Below are 16,339 nucleotides of genomic sequence, written 5' to 3' on the forward strand. Positions count from 1 at the left end.
TTATTTCCCTCCGTACAGCGCTTCTGCTTCTTCCGGCTTCATCGTAAATGAATGCTCTTCAGCAGGAAACGTTCCTTCTTTTACTTCAGTAATAAAGTCTGCAATCCCCTTTTGCATAGCCTCCGCCGAATGGGCGAACATCTTCACAAATTTCGGAACATGATGAAAACCGTAACCGACCAGGTCATGATACACGAGCACCTGGCCGTCGGCAGAATTCCCTGCACCAATGCCGATAACAGGAATTTTCACAGACTCCGCAACGAGCTGTGTCAGCTGTTTCGGTACACATTCAAGCACAAGAGCGAAAGCTCCCGCCTCTTCGATCGCAAGGGCATCCTGGAGCAGCTGTTTTGCCTTTTTCGATTCTCTTCCCTGTACTTTATAGCCGCCAAGCACGCCAGCTGTCTGAGGTGTAAGCCCGAGGTGGCCGATGATTGGAACGCCCGCATCCACTAAATATCCGATCGTTTCGATCACATTCTTTCCACCCTCAAGCTTAAGAGCATGGGAACCTGTTTCCTGCATGATCCTCATTGCGTTCTTCACCGTCTCCGCTCTGCCGGCATGGTAGCTCATAAAGGGCATATCAGTCACGATAAACGTGTTCGGTGCCCCTCGTTTTACAGCGCGGGCATGATGGATCATATCCTCTACGGTTACCGGTACTGTCGAATCGTACCCAAGTACCACCATTCCGAGCGAATCGCCGACGAGAATCATATCCACTGCCGCTCGTTCGGCGAGCTGGGCTGATGGAAAGTCGTATGCAGTAATCATCGTGATCTTTTCTTTCTGTTGCTTCATAGCCGAAAAACTTTGCGTGGTCTTCATCCTTTTTCCTCCTTTTTTGGGAGGAACAGAGGAAAAACCCCTCAAATAAGCAGAGGGGTCCATTGCATCTTTAACATTTCCAATCCCTCTGTCCCGGTCCTTGATGGATCTAGGCAGATGTAAAGCTATCTGTCACACGTTCAAAGAAAGTGCAGTTCCCGCACTGCGGGATACCACCTTTTCTACACTTTATAATGTACCATATTATTTATGTTCCGGGTATCTCAATATCCGCTGAATAGATCGAATGCACCTTTCCGTTATCATCTTCAAGGAGCAGGATGCCTTCATCAGTAATTCCTTTGGCCACGCCCTCAAGCTGCTGGCTCGCTGTCCTCACTTTGATCCGCCTTCCGATGCTGTGGGCATATCCTTCCCACAACAGTTTGATCAGCCCAAAGCCATTGTTTAAATATTCACGATAAAGAACTTCCATCTCTTCAAGAATGGCTGCGATCAGATCGGCTCTTTTCGTCTCATTTCCTGATTCGATCTTTAGCGATGTTGCGATCTTCCTGACATCTTCATTAAAATCCTCGCCTGTTACATTCACGTTCAGGCCAATCCCGATGATCACAGCGTGCACGCGATCAGATTCCGCCTGAAGCTCCGTCAGAATGCCGACTGTTTTTTTGCCGTTGATCAAAATATCGTTCGGCCATTTGATCTCTGCATGCAGCCCTGTCACTTTGTAGATTGCTTTCGTGACACTGACAGCAGCGAGAAGAGTGAGCTGCGGCGTTTTTTGAAGGGGGATTTCCGGCCGCAGGATGAGGCTCATCCAGATTCCGGTGCCCTTTGGAGACTGCCATGGCCTTCCTAGTCTGCCCCTGCCGCCTGTCTGTTCGTCAGCAACTACAAGCGTACCCTCCGGCTTTTGTTCATAAGAAAGCTTTTGTGCGATTTCCTGTGTGCTTTTCACCGATTCTTCATACACGATGTTCTTGCCTAATACATCTGATTTCAGACGGGCGCTGATCTCATGCTCAGTCACGCGGTCGGGAGAAGACACGATACGATAGCCTTTCCGCTGTACGGCTTCAATCACGTATCCTTCTTTCCTCAGCTCTGTGATATGCTTCCAGATCGCCGTACGGGAGCAATTCAGCTCATCACTGATCTGCTGTCCGGAAACAAACGTATTTCCATTCTCAATAAGCATCTGAAGCAAATGCTGTCTCATTTTCCCTTCCAACTCCTCACCCACTCCAAGATGGCCCTTTTTTCATTTAGAACTTTTCCTTCAACTACCCCGTGTTCGATCCTCTGCAGCATCTCCTGTATCCAGGGGCCTTTCTCTGATTCATCAAGACTTACGATGTCCTTCCCGTTTACAGCAAGCTCTTTCCGCTGATGAATCGGCAGTTTTTGAAAGCGCTGCTGAACAGAAACAAGATCCTCATCCACAATCCGGCCCTTCAGTGCATTTCTCACCCTCTGACAGGACACTGCCTGCAATTCTCCCAATTCATAAAGATCGTGCGGCCGCAGTTCCTCCTTGTCCAGATAACGGATGAGCTGCAGTACCGAACGGATCAAAGAATTGGACTGCTTCCAAGCTTTCAGGAAGACGGCTGGATCTTCCTCCCCAAGGAGAAACAGCAGCGCGGCCCACCTTTCTTCATCACTCTCCAAGCAGGCCCACTCCAAAGCATGCAATCGTTCTGAAGAGCTCCTGAAACGGTTGAGCTCAGGAAGGGAGGAAACCACCCCTGTTTCAAACATAAACCTGAGGCATGAAGATGCTTCTATACCTCTTAAAAGTTTTATAAACTCAGCAGCGAGGCGTTCCACTGCAATCTCTTTTAATTCATCAGCCAGTCTTTTAACCGCTTTTTCTGTTTTCTCTTCAAGTGTAAAACCCAAGACAGCCCAAAAACGGAGAGCTCTCATGATACGGAGCGGGTCTTCCATAAACCGCTTTTCAGCGTCTCCGACCGTTTTGATTTTCTTTTCCTTTAAATGCTGCCGTCCGCCGAACGGATCGTGCAAATTTCCGGCCGTATCCATCGCCATGGCATTGATCGTAAAATCTCTTCTTGAAAGATCTTCGAACAATGAATCAATATACTCCACAGAAGAAGGATGACGGCGGTCAACATAAGTGCCTTCTTTTCTGAAAGTAGTCACCTCATATGAATTATGCTGTTCACGCACGATAACGGTCCCGTGCTCCATGCCGACAGGGATCGTTTTTGCAAAAAGCGAACACACCTCTTCTGGAAGCGCAGAGGTGGCGATATCAATATCTCCGATGTCCCGGTTCAAAAGGTAGTCCCTCACACATCCGCCAACCATATACGCCTGGTAGCCGGCTTGCATCAGCCGGTCCATGATAATATGTGCTCCGGCAAAAAGATCGCTCATGATTATCCTATCCTTTTAGCACACTGTAATATAAATCCTCATAATCTCCTACAATCTTAGAAGAATGGAAATGATCCCTGACGTGCTGCATCGCTTGATAGGCGAACGTCTGCTGTTTGTTCTCATCCGTCAGAATAGAAAGGGAGGCCGCTGCGATGCCGTCTATGTCTCCCAGCTCGCAGATATAGCCGGTCTCTCCGTCCAGAATCACTTCTGGAATGCCGCCAATATTCGTACCAACAACGGGCACCCCGCACGCCATAGCTTCAAGAAGAACAAGGCCGAAGCTTTCTTTCTCAGAAAGGAGGAGCTTTAAATCACTGATCGAAAATAGTTCTGCCACATTTTCCTGCTTGCCGAGAAAAAGTACATGATCCTCGATATCCAGTTCCTGCACCATTTTGCAGGCTACCGTAAATTCCGGCCCGTTTCCGATCAAGAGAAGTTTGGCAGGAATCGTGCTCACGATCTTATGGAAAGCCATGATGACATCCGGCACCCGTTTAACTGAACGGAAATTGGAGATATGGATGATCACCTTTTCTTCCGGTTTAATGCCGTATCCCTTTTTAAGATGTGTAGCTTCCTGCTTAAAGTATTCCCGTTCATCGACAAAATTGTAGATCGGCTGAATCTCGTTCTTTACGCCGAGCAGCTTATAAGTATCATCCTTCAGACTGTTAGAAACAGCGGTCACCGCATCTGAATTCTCGATGCCGAATTTGATCATCTCTTTCAGTGAAGGATCGTATCCAAGCACCGTGATGTCGGTTCCATGCAGTGTCGTCACAATCTTTAGTTGTTCGCCGGCCATCTGCTTGGCAAGAAAAGCGCAGATCGCATGAGGAATGGCATAATGCGCGTGGATGATATCAAGTTTCTCGCGTTTGGCGACCTCCGCCATCTTGCTAGCCAATGCCAGATCATATGGCGGGTATTTAAAAACAGAATAGTTGTTCACCTCAACCTCATGATAAAAGATGTTGGCGTATACTTTCCCGAGCCGAAACGGCAGGCTCGAAGTGATAAAATGGATCTCATGCCCCTTTTCTGCCAGCAGTTTTCCGAGCTCAGTTGCTACAACACCCGATCCACCTACAGTAGGATAACAAGTGATTCCTATTTTAAGCTTCATAGCTGTTCTCCTTATAATTTCTTTAATAACAGGGGTTTCTTCATCATAAAGCCTTCCGCATAGTCTACGCCCGCTTCCTGCCCGAACATCTTCTCCCTCGCGCTCACCGACTCGATATAGCCGTTGACCAGCGGTGTATCAAAGCTGTCATCCTGCTTTATGAACTGGCTCTTATAGCATTGAAGCGCAGCTTTCTTCTTCTCATAGACGCTTGAAACATCGACCAAGATCTGAGGCTTATGAAAACCATTGATAAAATAATAATAGATTTTCTTTACCCTGTGTGGTGGCAGGTTGTCAGGATCAATAATATTCCTCACCCCGGCTGAAAAAGCGGCTTCCTCTGCGAGCCTTGAGCAGTTGCCATGATCGGGATGGCGGTCCTCCCAATACGGGATAAAGAGACAATCAGGCTTCTTGCGCCTGATCAATGAAACGATCGCCAGTATGTATTCTTCTTTCATTAACAGACCTCTGTCCGGCAGCTCAAGATTCAAACGCTCGGAAACACCTATAACTTCTGCCGCATGGCCTGCTTCTTCCTTGCGCAGCTCCACTGTTCCATTGGAAGACAGTTCGGCTCTTGTCAGGTCACAGATTGAAACCTTGCCGCCATTGGCCGTATGGATCGCTATCGTACCTGACATTCCGATCTCAACGTCGTCAGAATGGGCGCCGACAGCCAGCCAGCTTTCTTTGTTCATGATTGATTTCCTTCTCTTTCTTTAATAATATTTCTCCAGTTGAAATCGCCTCGCTCCATCGCCCGGATAAAAAGTTCTCCACTCGCCACGTTCGTCGCGACAGGAATCTGATATACATCACAGAGACGGATGAGTGCAGAGATGTCCGGTTCATGCGCCTGCGAAGTTAATGGGTCCCTAAAAAAGAGCACCAGATCCATTTTATTCTGAGCGATCAGTGCACCGATCTGCTGATCCCCGCCAAGCGGGCCTGATTGGAACCGATGGATGTCCAGTCCGGTTGCGTCCATTATCTTTTGCCCGGTCGTTCCAGTGGCAAACAGCTCGTGTTTTCTTAAAATCGGTTCATAAGCCATGGAAAAGTTAATCATTTCCTGTTTTTTATTATCATGCGCAACCAAAGCAATTCTCATCGTTCCCCCACCTTTTACTCTATAATATTTTCCAAGCCATACACGAGATGATCCACATTTACAACCGCTTCTACCGCCATCTTAACACCAGGCATAAACGAAGCACGGTTCATCGAATCATGTTTGATCGTTAAGGTTTGTCCCTCTCCGCCTAAAATAACTTCCTGGTGGGCAACAAGCCCCGGCAGCCTGACACTGTGAATCCGTATTCCATCAAGTTCAGCACCCCTTGCTCCAGGAAGATCTTCTCTCTCATCAGGATGCCCTTGGGATTTTGGCTCTCTGACCTCTCTGATCAGCTGTGCTGTCTTCAAAGCCGTTCCGGATGGGGCATCGAGTTTTTGGTCGTGGTGCTTCTCGATAATCTCAACATTAGGCAAATACTTGGAAGCCATCTGAGCAAACTTCATCATTAAGATGGCACCAACCGCAAAGTTGGGGGCGATGATCGCCCCCAGTTCGTTTTCTTGAGCGAGGTTTTTCAGGCGCTCTAAATCCTCATCCGAGAAGCCTGTCGTTCCGATGACAGGCCTGACATTATGCTCGAGCGCCTGTTCAAGATGGACTTTCCCGATCTCAGGCTTCGTAAGATCGATCAAAACATCCGGCCTGATTTCTGAAAAGCAAAGTGTTGCGTCATCGTATACCGGAATATCGAGGGATGGCATTCCCTCCAGATCTTTCAGTTTCATTCCTGCATGTCTGGAATCAATCACTGCTAAAAGTGTAAAATGTGGAGTTTCGTTGACCAAGTTCACGGCTTCACGCCCCATTTTTCCTCTTGGCCCGGCAATGACAATGGTTATTTGTTTGCTCATGCTACTTTTCCTCTCCTTCTTCGATGCGCGTCCATCGGTCTTTATCTCTCGTATTAAACTTATTCATGACCATATCAAAGGCTTTTTCCATACTAATATCGAGTGAATTGGCAAAACATAGTAAGACAAATAAAATATCACCCAATTCTTCTTCAATGGTCTGCTCTTTTTCAGTGGATTTTTTCGGTTTTTCACCGTAATAGTGGTTAACTTCACGAGCAAGCTCGCCAAGCTCTTCTGTCATCCTGGCCATCATCGCGAGGGGGCTGAAATACCCTTCTTTAAACTGGCCGATATATGTATCAACTTCTTGCTGCATTTCCTGCATGGTTTTTTTCAACGATATCACCTCTTCGACAATCCTATGTTTATGTTAGCGAAGAATAAGACATTTGACAAATTTCACGAGCGATTGAACCCCCCTTCTTTTTCCTTTATAATGAAAACGCAAACAGGGTATCGCATTAGTCTCAGGAGGCACATAAATGACATTTCCAATTCGCAGCAAAAACGTATTTTTTATTTTATTTGGTTCCGCCATCTTTTCATTTGGCATCGTTCACTTCAATATGGCAAACAATCTGGCAGAGGGCGGATTTACAGGAATCACCCTTATTCTTTACTTTTTGTTCCATATTGACCCTTCCTATTCCAACCTCGCCCTCAACATCCCTCTTTTCTTTGTAGGATGGAAGCTGCTTGGAAAAAACGCATTCATTTATACAATGATCGGCACGCTGGGTGTTTCACTGTTCTTGTTCCTCTTCCAGCGTTATTCAACTCTTACTATTAATTTAAAACAGGACATGCCTCTCGCCGCTCTTTTTGCCGGGGTTTTCATCGGTATCGGCCTAGGAATCATCTTCCGTTTCGGGGGAACGACAGGCGGTGTCGATATTATTGCGAGGCTCGGCCATAAATTCTTCGGCTGGAGCATGGGAAAGACCATGTTTATGTTTGACGCGGTGGTCATCACGATGTCGCTAGTTTACCTCAACTACAAAGAAGCGATGTACACACTTGTCGCCGTTTTTGTCGGCGCCCGCGTCATCGATTTTATGCAGGAAGGCGCCTATGCCGGCAAAGCCGCAATGATCATCTCCGAAAAAAATACCGAGATCGCTGCACTGATCATGAAAGAACTCGACCGCGGCGCGACCTTGCTCAGCGCTAAAGGAAGCTTTACTGGCAGCCAGAAAGAAGTTCTTTATTGCGTGTTCGCGCGTAACGAAATCGTCCGGCTTAAGCAAGTAATTGAACGGGTCGATCCCCATGCCTTCGTAACCGTTAACGACGTACACGAAGTCCTCGGAGAAGGCTTCACACTCGATAGTGATAAGAATCCGATAGGGATATGAGAAAAGCTGTAGCGCCTGACCAAAGACGTTAAGGACCGGAACTCTAGAACTTCAACAAGGTTTTTGTGTTGGGGTGAGAGAGTGAAGTCGTTGAGTCTTTAGGCGCTGAAGCTGGATCCCAACTGAAGGAAGGCGTGTTGAAGTAATCAGACTTCAGCACGCTTTTTTTTGCAGCAGCTGTGTAAAATTGAAAGAATATTCAGTATGGAATAACCGCTAGTTTGGTTCAATTATTTTTTCTACGGTTCAATTCTTCACTCAATTGAATCAATTCCGCTCACATACCCGCATTCTTCATCCATCGCACCACAAAAAACAATAAAACCCCTGCCTGAGCAGGGGTTTCGTCATTTAATCGTCATTATTCATTCCAGCAAACATGAGCACGAAGCGTAGAAGCTCCAATACAGCGACCAATGCTGCTGCTACATATGTCAGTGCAGCGGCATTAAGGACTTTTCTTGCCTGGCGCTCTTCGTTGTTACGGATCATACCGGTGGATACGATCTGATTCATCGCCCGGCTGCTCGCGTTAAATTCGACCGGGAGTGTGACCAGCTGAAAGAGAACCGCGGCTGCCATGAAGATAATACCCACTAAAAGAAGGTTAGCAGAGGCGAAAATAGCTCCTGCAATGATCAAAAGATAAGCAAAGTTGGAACCTAAGTTAGCAACCGGCACTAGTGCATGCCGGAAACGCAGCGGCGCGTAGCTTTCCTTATCCTGAATGGCATGGCCGACTTCGTGGGCGGCTACTGCAGATCCTGCAATGGAATGGCCGTAATAGTTTTCTTCGGATAGGCGGACAACTTTTGAACGCGGGTCATAATGGTCGGACAGCCGCCCTCTGACCGGCTCAACCGCGACATTGTATAGCCCGTTGCGGTCCAGTATTTCACGGGCGACTTCCGCCCCTGTTTTTCCGGTTGAGTTTTCAACTTTTGCGTACTTTTTATACGTGCTTTTCACCCTCATCTGTGCCCAGATCGGGATGATCAGCAACAATGCAAAATAGATGAGAAAAGACATTTATAGCATTCCTCCACTATAGTAATTACTTTAATTTTATGATTATGCCATATATATGTCAATCAGAATGCTTTACCGCTTATCTACAGCCTTCACGTTTTCCTTCTCCGCTTTGTATTTTCTCCATCCTACATAAAATAATGTAGAGAAGATGATTCCCCCGATGGAAAAGATCAGCCAGAACAGGGAAGGTTCAGAGTTGTCTTCTTTTGCAGCAAACAGGTTTTCAAAATCGGCTCTAACGGATTCAAGTTTCTTCTTGTCCGCTGAGGATGTGAAAATGCTGGTCCGGCTGCTGTCGATGAACTCGATATCTTTATCCACCTGATCAAAAAATGTATCTTCAACGTCCATGCTGACTGCCGGGCGGATCATGGCGTAGTTGGCCAGAAACTCGTTTGCCGCCTCCTGGTATTCCTGATTATGATTCTTCCCTAAAGCTAGCTGCATATGCTTTAATGGATTGATGAGCTGATACTCCGTTTGTTTCCACAGCGGCTGATGATCGGAAATCAAGGCGTCGACAAGCAGCCTAACACCTGTAAGCCGGTGGAGTTTAACGTCGCGTGGTTCTTCAGCTCTTCCAAGCGTTTCGATTGTATCTTCTACTGTGACATCAACCATGCGGATTTTATCTTCAGCCAAATCGGCCTTCAGGGCGCCCTTACCAAATTGAGATGACAAATAGAAAAGGACTTCGCTCGCTTCTTTATACCGTTCCTCTTTGGCAAGCTCCAGCGCTTTATCCGATAATTGAGTGACGTTTTCAAGGCTGCTGGTCTGTCCGCCGTTCGCGTGCGCAGCAATCGGAAGACTAACCAGCAGTAAACTGAACACAGCGGCAAATTTAAATTTCATTCCTTGTCCCTCCCATACGGTATAACAAATCATATGAGGAAACGGACAAGGTTAGACCTTTATTTGCCGGAGTGAGCCGGCTTCTCCCTCGTTAAATAATACACAAGGACGACGGATACCACACTTAGCCAGAAGGTAAGATATCCGATCAGCTGCATATGTTCCCAGAGTACGTCGTACCTCGGCATCATACCATAAACATAATCGATAATTTCGTTATGAAATACCCAGAGGCCCGCTACTGCCAGATGCCTGAGCTGAATTCGATAGTACGGAGTATAAAGGAGCCCTTCGATCGCCATCCCCAGATGGGAAACGATGAGCATATAATTGGCCCAATACATAGGAGGATCGACTACACCGCCGGCAATATTCATGCCAACCGCCCAGATTCCGTACTTAAAAAGGCTTACCGCGGCCAGTGCTTCGATGTATGGCAGGTTTTTTCCGAAAAGAAACGCAATGAGCACGAAGACAAAGAACAGACTGGCCGTCGGGCTGTCTGGCACAAAAAGAACAAACTTCAGCGGTGTTTCAGCGAGCTGGTCTTTATACCAGTAATATCCATAGGCCGTTCCAAGAATATTGATGATAAGCAAACTGGACAGGAACCATTTTTGCTTCAAAATTCCATAAAGATAAATCATTCTTTTTCTCCTCACTTGCCGATGATGTAAAAAAAGCCGACTCTGCAAGCCAGCTTTTTTTGATGTTTATTTTTTCAGTTTTGAAATGAATGTGGCCAATTTTTTCAAATCGGCTTCATTGCCTTTATAAGCGTTTGCAGGCATAGCCCCTCGCCCTTCTTTGGCAATCTTCATGATCTGTTCAGGTTTTAAACCGGTTCCAATAAGTGATGGCCCCGTTCCGCCTGTCAATTCCGATCCATGGCAGCCTACACAGGACTGGCCTTTGAAGACTTGATAGCCGGGATCGTTCTTGTCGATGTTGGTCTCCACGATTTTACCCTGTTCTTTCGCCTTTTCCCAGTCATGGGTAACAACGGACTCCCATGTTAAATATGTAATGGAAATAAGGGCAAGCAGCATTAATCCTGTAGCAACAGGACGGCGTGAAGGACGGCGTTCCGGCCCTCTGTCCAGCCATGGTGCGAGCAGCAGTGCTCCGAAAGCTAGTCCAGGAATAACGATCGTTCCGATTAACACGTAATCACCTGCAGCATACTTGTATTTCAAAAGCTGATACAAGAATAGGAAATACCAGTCAGGAAGCGGAATATATCCTGCATCTGTCGGATCTGCTTTACGCTCCAGCGGAGATTCGTGAGAAATGGTTAAGATTAAATACCCAATTAAAAAGACGGCACCTACCATCCATTCTTTCAAAAGGAAGTTTGGCCAAAACGCTTCCGTTTTTCCGGGATACTCAGAGTAATCCTTCGGAATGTTCGGCTTGCGCTCTGCAGGAACACGGGAGTCTCCTACAAACTTCATTCCTTTGCCTCGATGCATCTTTCTCCCTCCCTTTTTTAGCGTCTAGAAGCTTATCTGCTCTGACGCAGATGAGCTTTATCTGCCAAGATATATCTCTGATGTAGAGAATGGTCACTCAATTTTAAAAATAAAGATAATTAAAAAAGCAATTTTACAGCGGACCTGAGATACCCTGTTTGCGGATCATGATAAAGTGGGCACCCATGAGCGCAAGCAGTGCAGCCGGCAGGAAGAATACGTGTATCGCAAAGAAACGAGTTAATGTCTGTGCTCCGATGATTTCTCCGCCTGCTAAGAATGTTTTTGCGATCGGTCCGATCACAGGGATTGTTTCTGCGATCTGAATCCCTACTTTTGTAGCGAACAGCGCTTTCATATCCCATGGCAACAAATAGCCTGTGAACCCAAGTCCAAGCATAACACCAAAAATTAATACTCCCACTACCCAGTTCAATTCACGAGGTTTTTTGTAAGCGCCCTGGAAAAATACGCGCAAGGTATGTAAAAACATCATAACAATTACCAAGCTGGCTCCCCAGTGGTGCATTCCTCTTACGATGACACCGAATGCCACCTGATTCTGCAGATAATATACAGATTCCCAGGCATTCACAATATCCGGAACATAGTACATCGTTAAGAACATTCCAGACAAGATTTGGATTACCGTAATAAAGAACGTTAATCCTCCGAAACAATAAACGAACGCGGAAAAATGATGGGCCGGGTTAACGTGCTCAGGCACTTCATGGTCAGCCACATCGCGCCAAAGCGGCGTAATATCCAAACGCTCGTCTACCCAATCGTAAATTTTTTGCAGCATCTATTACGCCCCCTTTCGTGGTTTTGCCTTTCCTAGATACAACTTTCCGTCCTTCACCTTGCTGTCATAAACATCAAGAGGCGCAAGCGGCGGTGTACCTTTAATATTCGTACCGTCTTTCTCATAACGGCCTCCGTGGCAAGGACAATAAAATTGGCTTGGGTGGCTTGGATCAGTGTTCCAGTCGATGGTACATCCCAAATGCTTGCAAACCGGTGAAAGCGCTATTAATTCGCCCTTGCCGTTTTTGTAGACCCACGCAGATTGGGTGACCTCTGATTCGTACCATCCGTCTTTTTGCTTAATTTTAAAGTTAAATCGTTTTGGTTCCTTGCCGATCTTGCTGACTTCAGTAACCGCTACCATATCCTGGTCCGCACCCTTTTCAAGGATGGGGTCGATGGCAAAACGCACCATTGGCATAAGCATCCCTGCAGCCATGAACCCTCCGACACCGGTCAATGTGTAGTTCAAAAACTGGCGTCTGGAGATATCTTCCTTAGACATTTCGTTTCCCCCCCTTGCTGTAAATAAAGTCCATCCGGACATTTGTTTTACACACATATTACTAGGACATTAACATGATAGCGTAAGTTGTCTTTTACTGTCAATATGAACATGTATCTCCAGTGCTTGGTTTTTTAGCTTTCCTGCCACTTATGAAGAATGATCTGAAACAGCTGTTTGACCTGTTCTTTAACGATTTCTTCCTTATATGACGAGTCCATCGTCTCCATCGGTATGACAGGCATCCAAAGGAGTGTTTCTCCTAGCTCATGTTCAGCCTTTTTCCAATCGTCATCGCTCGTCAAGAAAAAAATATGGCGGAACCCTTCTTCCTTAAGTTCGCTGACCCATGAGTGGAGCCGGGCCATGAGAACTTCTTCACTTTCCAGCTTCAAATAGGTAAAGGAAGGCATGAGAAACAAGCGTCCGTGCAGCTGACGTTCTGTCTCTTCTGCAATGAGAAGGGAAAAATCAGCCATCCCTGCGCTTGTCCTCATGGAAGGACCGAAAGAAAGAGGCTGAAGGGGAATGATGACAGTATCCACAAACTCTTTCGACATCTGATAAATGTTAATATCACCTGAACTCCATTTCATCTGTGAAACTCCTTTTATGTAAAAATAGTTTAATATGTATTCCATCGTATCAAAAAAAACAAAATAAAACCCTCTTTTTAAAAAAGAGGGTTACAATTTTCTAAGTTCTTCGGTAAGCTGCTGGAAAGTTTCTTCATCTTTTTGGTCCAGCGCACGGTCAATGTTAACGAGTATTTTCTGTTTTTTAAATTGGGATACCGATTGGTCGAGAATCAGTTCTGCCCACAGTCCATATTTCCGGTCTGTTACCATATTGTCAGGCAGATGCGGATTTTCTTCCAGTACCGAGGCATACTCGGGCGTCAATCTTGAAGAATTAAAGTTTAGTTCAATAAAGATGTCTTCTTCCTGGTTAAGCCGGATATCGTGGAATGATTTTTCTGCATCCGTCGTCAAGACATTCTGTTTATAAAAACGGAATGGAACACCATCGGTACATTGAGCGGACATAATAATGGCTTTAGGGCAATACTCTGCTTTCTCCACAAAGTGAACCTTTTCCATGAGCTGGTCGTCACTGACAAGGTAGTTTAACAACCAGACGCACTCACGTTTTTTTAGTTGATAATGATTTAAAAACCATTTAATAAAATCCTTCTTTTCAAGGACAGAAACGGTGCTGCTCATTGTGATCCCCCCATCATTCCTAACCAAAGTATATTACTTTAGTATATTCTTGCCCTGCTTGATAAATCCTTCTAACCGGAAAGAATATTTACAGAAAAAAGCGGGTTGATTAGTACTCTTCCAGCCGGCTGATTATTTCTTCAACGTGGTGAAGGTTCGGGTTCAATGACAAGGCTTGTTTCAGGATGCCGGCTGCCTTTACAGGTTCCCCTTCTTCGATCAGAAACATGCCATACTCTTCCAAGAAAACTTCATGGTTCGTGAAGGAAGGAAAGGCCGCTTCATATTGTTCTCTGGCCTGTTCATATTCTTCTGCTTCTTTGTATGCAAAGGCCAGATCCCAGATCATCTCCGGCGTTTCGTCACCCTGCTCTGCAACATGTGAGAGCAGTTCGACCATGTCATCAAAGCGTTCTTCTTTTTTAAGCATGGAAGATAAGTGAAGGACAGCTTCAGCGTTTGAAGGATTGAGCGCGATAACCTCCCTCGCATACTTTTCGCCCTCTTCTCTGTTACCTGTCCGGTACATGAGGCGTGCGGCACGTACTTTAAGGTCTTCGTTGAATTCATCCTTGCTGATTCCTTCCCGGATCGCCTCGATCGCCTCGTCAAGTGCCCCCTCTTCCTCATAGGATGAAGCAAGCAAAGGATAAAGCGTCGTATACTCAGGGTCCAGTCCTTTTAATTCTTCAAGCGCAGATATCGCCGTTTTATACTCCCCTGTTTTATACGCGGTCAAACCGTATCCAAACAGACTGTGCAGTTCTTTTTTGGATTCCAGGCCTTTTTTATAAAAGTCAAGAGCTTCTTCAAACTTACCGCCTCTGCTCAGCGCTTCGGCAAGTCTTAGGTAAAGATCTCCTTCGGGAAGAGTCGATGCAATCGGTTCGGCTTCCTTGAAGAAGCCAGCGCTTTTGATAAAATCGCCGCGTTCAAGATACAGTTCACCAAGAGCAAAAGCAAGAACTGGCTCATCTGGTTTGGTCTGCTTGGCTTTCAGGAGCTTTTGCTCCGCAACTTCATGGAGTCCTTGCATAAAATAAAGGTCAGCCTGCAATAGGAGCGATTGGATGTAAGAATCATCGTATGCACTGATCTGTCCCAGTATCTCCAGAGCTTCATCTTCCTTTTCCATCTCAATGAGCAGCTCGGCGGCAAAGATGCCGAGGTCTCCATCCTCCGGGTAAAAAGCTCTCAACTGAGCAACGATCTTCATGGCTTCCTCCAGATGTCCCCAGTTTTCATAAACCCTCGCAATATCATAGAGTGTTTGATGGTCGGCTTCCTTTTTAAGCATTTCGATGAGCTTCATGCCCTCCCGGACATGTCCCATTTCAACAAGGGTGATGGCTTCTTGTAACTTTTCCACTAACAAAAACTCCTTCTCTTACGGCAATCTATTTTGTTTTCATTATACATGAGAGAGTGTGTTCACTTCAAAATCTACGATTCGCCTTCGCCCTTATATAGACAGGCTATGAGTGCACATGCAAAGATATGAGTATAGGAAAACAAAAAAAGCCCTGACTTTGAAAGCGCTGTCAGGGAAAACAATAATATGGATAGGAGTGGAGAGAAACCATATTAGTTATAGTATAGCAGTAACGCTTCAAAAATCAACATTATTTTTCGAAAATTTTGAAATTATCGAGAAAGAGGCCGAGCAGGCCCCTCTTCTCTGATGGATTTACACGGTTTCTTTTTCTGTGTTTCCTGACATCAGCAAATAATTTTCCAGATGCTCAATGATCTCCCCGTTCTGCTGCTTATCGCCGATCGTTATTCTGAGGCTTGTAGGAAAGCCCAGTGCTGATCCAGAACGCACAATGTAGCCTCTTTCAAGAAGATGCTGAAACAAAAGATTTGAGTCTTCCTTAAAATCAATTAGGATGAAATTCGCTTGAGACGGATAGTAATCCAATCCGCGTTTCTGGCAGAATTCATAAAATTGCTGCAGCCCTTCTCTGTTTCTTTCAGAGCAAGTGCTGATGAAATCCTGGTCTTTGATCGCAGCACGGGCTGCTGCCTGTGCAATGCGTGATGTGTTGAACGGCTCTCTGGCCGGTTCAATGGCTGTGATAAGTTTCTCATCACCGATTCCATAACCGATCCGGAGTGCAGCAAGTCCGTAAGCCTTAGAAAACGTCCGCAGGATCACCAAGTTCGGATATCGGTCCAAATAAGTGATGGTCTCTGGAAAATCTTCGGCTTCAACGTATTCATAATACGCTTCGTCACTCACTACGAGTACGTGCGGAGGAACTTCAGCCATAAATGTTTCAAACGATTTTTGATCAATGTAATGGCCGGTAGGATTATTCGGGCTGCACAGCCAAACGATTTTTGTTTGTCCGTCGATCGCTTTGAGCATCTCATTCAGGTCATGTTCTCCGTTAAGCAGCGGAACTTCACGAACTTCTGCTCCTTCAATCACAGCGTTATGCTTGTACTGAGGAAAGGTGTTCGCTGCCATGACCGTGTTTGTTCCTTCATGCAGAAAGCTTCGTGATAAGATCTGCACTACTTCGTCGGAACCATTGCCAAAAATCAAATTTCCTTTTTTTACTCCTAAAAATTCGGAAAGCTCCTCCCTCAGTTCAGCGCTGTAGCCATCAGGATACAGCCCTAAGTGAGCGGCTTCTGATACGATAGCGTCCTTAACCGAAGGCGAGCTTCCGTATGGATTCTCATTTGATGCCAATTTAACGATTTTGTCCAGCCCGTACTCGCGCTTCACTTCCTCGATTGGTTTTCCCGGCTGATAGGGTTTTAAATTCAACAGCTGTGATTTTGCCTCCACAAAGACCCTTCCTTTC

General features: G+C 45.9%; 19 protein-coding genes. 1 reads left to right on the plus strand and 18 read right to left on the minus strand.

What is annotated here, in order from left to right; all coding sequences use genetic code 11:
- The 8 genes from panB to M1K46_RS10125 all read right to left on the minus strand — a co-directional run bounded on the left by panB (position 1) and on the right by M1K46_RS10125 (position 6,599).
- Positions 1-834 (minus strand): 3-methyl-2-oxobutanoate hydroxymethyltransferase, encoded by an 834-nt coding sequence (gene panB, locus M1K46_RS10090; RefSeq protein ID WP_256225936.1) that lies wholly within the window; start codon positions 832-834, stop codon positions 1-3.
- 208 nt (positions 835-1,042) lie between these two features.
- A complete protein-coding gene (locus M1K46_RS10095) occupies positions 1,043-2,029 on the minus strand; it encodes a biotin--[acetyl-CoA-carboxylase] ligase (protein WP_062235421.1) in 987 nt (328 codons plus the stop codon).
- Positions 2,014-3,201, minus strand: coding sequence for a CCA tRNA nucleotidyltransferase (locus M1K46_RS10100; protein WP_256225937.1), 1,188 nt, complete (start codon positions 3,199-3,201; stop codon positions 2,014-2,016). Before M1K46_RS10100 ends, M1K46_RS10095 begins: the two co-directional genes overlap by 16 nt.
- A 7-nt stretch (positions 3,202-3,208) precedes the next feature.
- On the minus strand, positions 3,209-4,336 hold the full coding sequence (gene bshA, locus M1K46_RS10105) for an N-acetyl-alpha-D-glucosaminyl L-malate synthase BshA (RefSeq protein ID WP_256225938.1): 1,128 nt from the start codon (positions 4,334-4,336) through the stop codon (positions 3,209-3,211).
- 11 nt (positions 4,337-4,347) lie between these two features.
- On the minus strand, positions 4,348-5,040 hold the full coding sequence (gene bshB1, locus M1K46_RS10110) for a bacillithiol biosynthesis deacetylase BshB1 (RefSeq protein WP_062235412.1): 693 nt from the start codon (positions 5,038-5,040) through the stop codon (positions 4,348-4,350).
- Positions 5,037-5,453: a methylglyoxal synthase gene (gene mgsA / locus M1K46_RS10115; RefSeq protein WP_053358075.1), complete on the minus strand. Its 417-nt coding sequence runs from the start codon at positions 5,451-5,453 to the stop codon at positions 5,037-5,039. Before mgsA ends, bshB1 begins: the two co-directional genes overlap by 4 nt.
- Before the next feature lie 14 nt (positions 5,454-5,467).
- Positions 5,468-6,271 carry a 4-hydroxy-tetrahydrodipicolinate reductase gene (gene dapB, locus M1K46_RS10120; protein WP_062235409.1) on the minus strand — a complete coding sequence of 268 codons (804 nt, stop codon included), beginning with the start codon at positions 6,269-6,271 and terminating at the stop codon, positions 5,468-5,470.
- A 1-nt stretch (position 6,272) separates the two neighbouring features.
- Positions 6,273-6,599 (minus strand): nucleotide pyrophosphohydrolase, encoded by a 327-nt coding sequence (locus M1K46_RS10125; RefSeq protein ID WP_053358538.1) that lies wholly within the window; start codon positions 6,597-6,599, stop codon positions 6,273-6,275.
- Positions 6,600-6,756: 157 nt separating this feature from the next.
- Here M1K46_RS10125 and M1K46_RS10130 point away from each other — a divergent pair, with 157 nt between their 5' ends.
- Positions 6,757-7,629 (plus strand): YitT family protein, encoded by an 873-nt coding sequence (locus tag M1K46_RS10130; RefSeq protein ID WP_053358073.1) that lies wholly within the window; start codon positions 6,757-6,759, stop codon positions 7,627-7,629.
- A gap of 351 nt (positions 7,630-7,980) precedes the next feature.
- Here the strand turns inward: M1K46_RS10130 and M1K46_RS10135 are convergent, their stop codons facing one another.
- The 10 genes from M1K46_RS10135 to hisC all read right to left on the minus strand — a co-directional run bounded on the left by M1K46_RS10135 (position 7,981) and on the right by hisC (position 16,323).
- Entirely contained in the window at positions 7,981-8,658 is a 678-nt protein-coding gene (locus M1K46_RS10135; RefSeq protein WP_053358072.1) for a zinc metallopeptidase, read from the minus strand.
- 72 nt (positions 8,659-8,730) lie between these two features.
- Complete coding sequence (locus M1K46_RS10140) at positions 8,731-9,516, minus strand: sporulation protein YpjB (protein ID WP_256225939.1); 786 nt, start codon at positions 9,514-9,516, stop codon at positions 8,731-8,733.
- 59 nt (positions 9,517-9,575) lie between these two features.
- The gene (locus M1K46_RS10145; RefSeq protein ID WP_062235403.1) at positions 9,576-10,163 is read right to left on the minus strand and encodes a DUF1405 domain-containing protein; all 588 of its coding nucleotides are present in this window, start codon (positions 10,161-10,163) and stop codon (positions 9,576-9,578) included.
- Positions 10,164-10,229: 66 nt separating this feature from the next.
- Positions 10,230-10,988 carry a menaquinol-cytochrome c reductase cytochrome b/c subunit gene (locus M1K46_RS10150; RefSeq protein WP_053358069.1) on the minus strand — a complete coding sequence of 253 codons (759 nt, stop codon included), beginning with the start codon at positions 10,986-10,988 and terminating at the stop codon, positions 10,230-10,232.
- A gap of 133 nt (positions 10,989-11,121) precedes the next feature.
- Complete coding sequence (gene qcrB / locus M1K46_RS10155; protein ID WP_053358068.1) at positions 11,122-11,793, minus strand: menaquinol-cytochrome c reductase cytochrome b subunit; 672 nt, start codon at positions 11,791-11,793, stop codon at positions 11,122-11,124.
- A gap of 3 nt (positions 11,794-11,796) precedes the next feature.
- The gene (locus tag M1K46_RS10160) at positions 11,797-12,300 is read right to left on the minus strand and encodes a ubiquinol-cytochrome c reductase iron-sulfur subunit (protein WP_062235401.1); all 504 of its coding nucleotides are present in this window, start codon (positions 12,298-12,300) and stop codon (positions 11,797-11,799) included.
- A 134-nt stretch (positions 12,301-12,434) separates the two neighbouring features.
- Complete coding sequence (locus M1K46_RS10165; protein ID WP_256225940.1) at positions 12,435-12,896, minus strand: YpiF family protein; 462 nt, start codon at positions 12,894-12,896, stop codon at positions 12,435-12,437.
- A gap of 90 nt (positions 12,897-12,986) precedes the next feature.
- The gene (locus M1K46_RS10170; RefSeq protein WP_053358065.1) at positions 12,987-13,523 is read right to left on the minus strand and encodes a ReoY family proteolytic degradation factor; all 537 of its coding nucleotides are present in this window, start codon (positions 13,521-13,523) and stop codon (positions 12,987-12,989) included.
- Between the two features lie 109 nt (positions 13,524-13,632).
- A complete protein-coding gene (locus tag M1K46_RS10175; protein WP_256225941.1) occupies positions 13,633-14,892 on the minus strand; it encodes a tetratricopeptide repeat protein in 1,260 nt (419 codons plus the stop codon).
- Positions 14,893-15,210: 318 nt separating this feature from the next.
- Positions 15,211-16,323 carry a histidinol-phosphate transaminase gene (gene hisC, locus M1K46_RS10180; RefSeq protein ID WP_256225942.1) on the minus strand — a complete coding sequence of 371 codons (1,113 nt, stop codon included), beginning with the start codon at positions 16,321-16,323 and terminating at the stop codon, positions 15,211-15,213.
- Positions 16,324-16,339: the final 16 nt, after the last annotated feature.

Origin of the sequence: Fictibacillus sp. WQ 8-8, assembly GCF_024494405.1 — a bacterium.
GTDB lineage: Bacteria > Bacillota > Bacilli > Bacillales > Fictibacillaceae > Fictibacillus_C > Fictibacillus_C marinisediminis.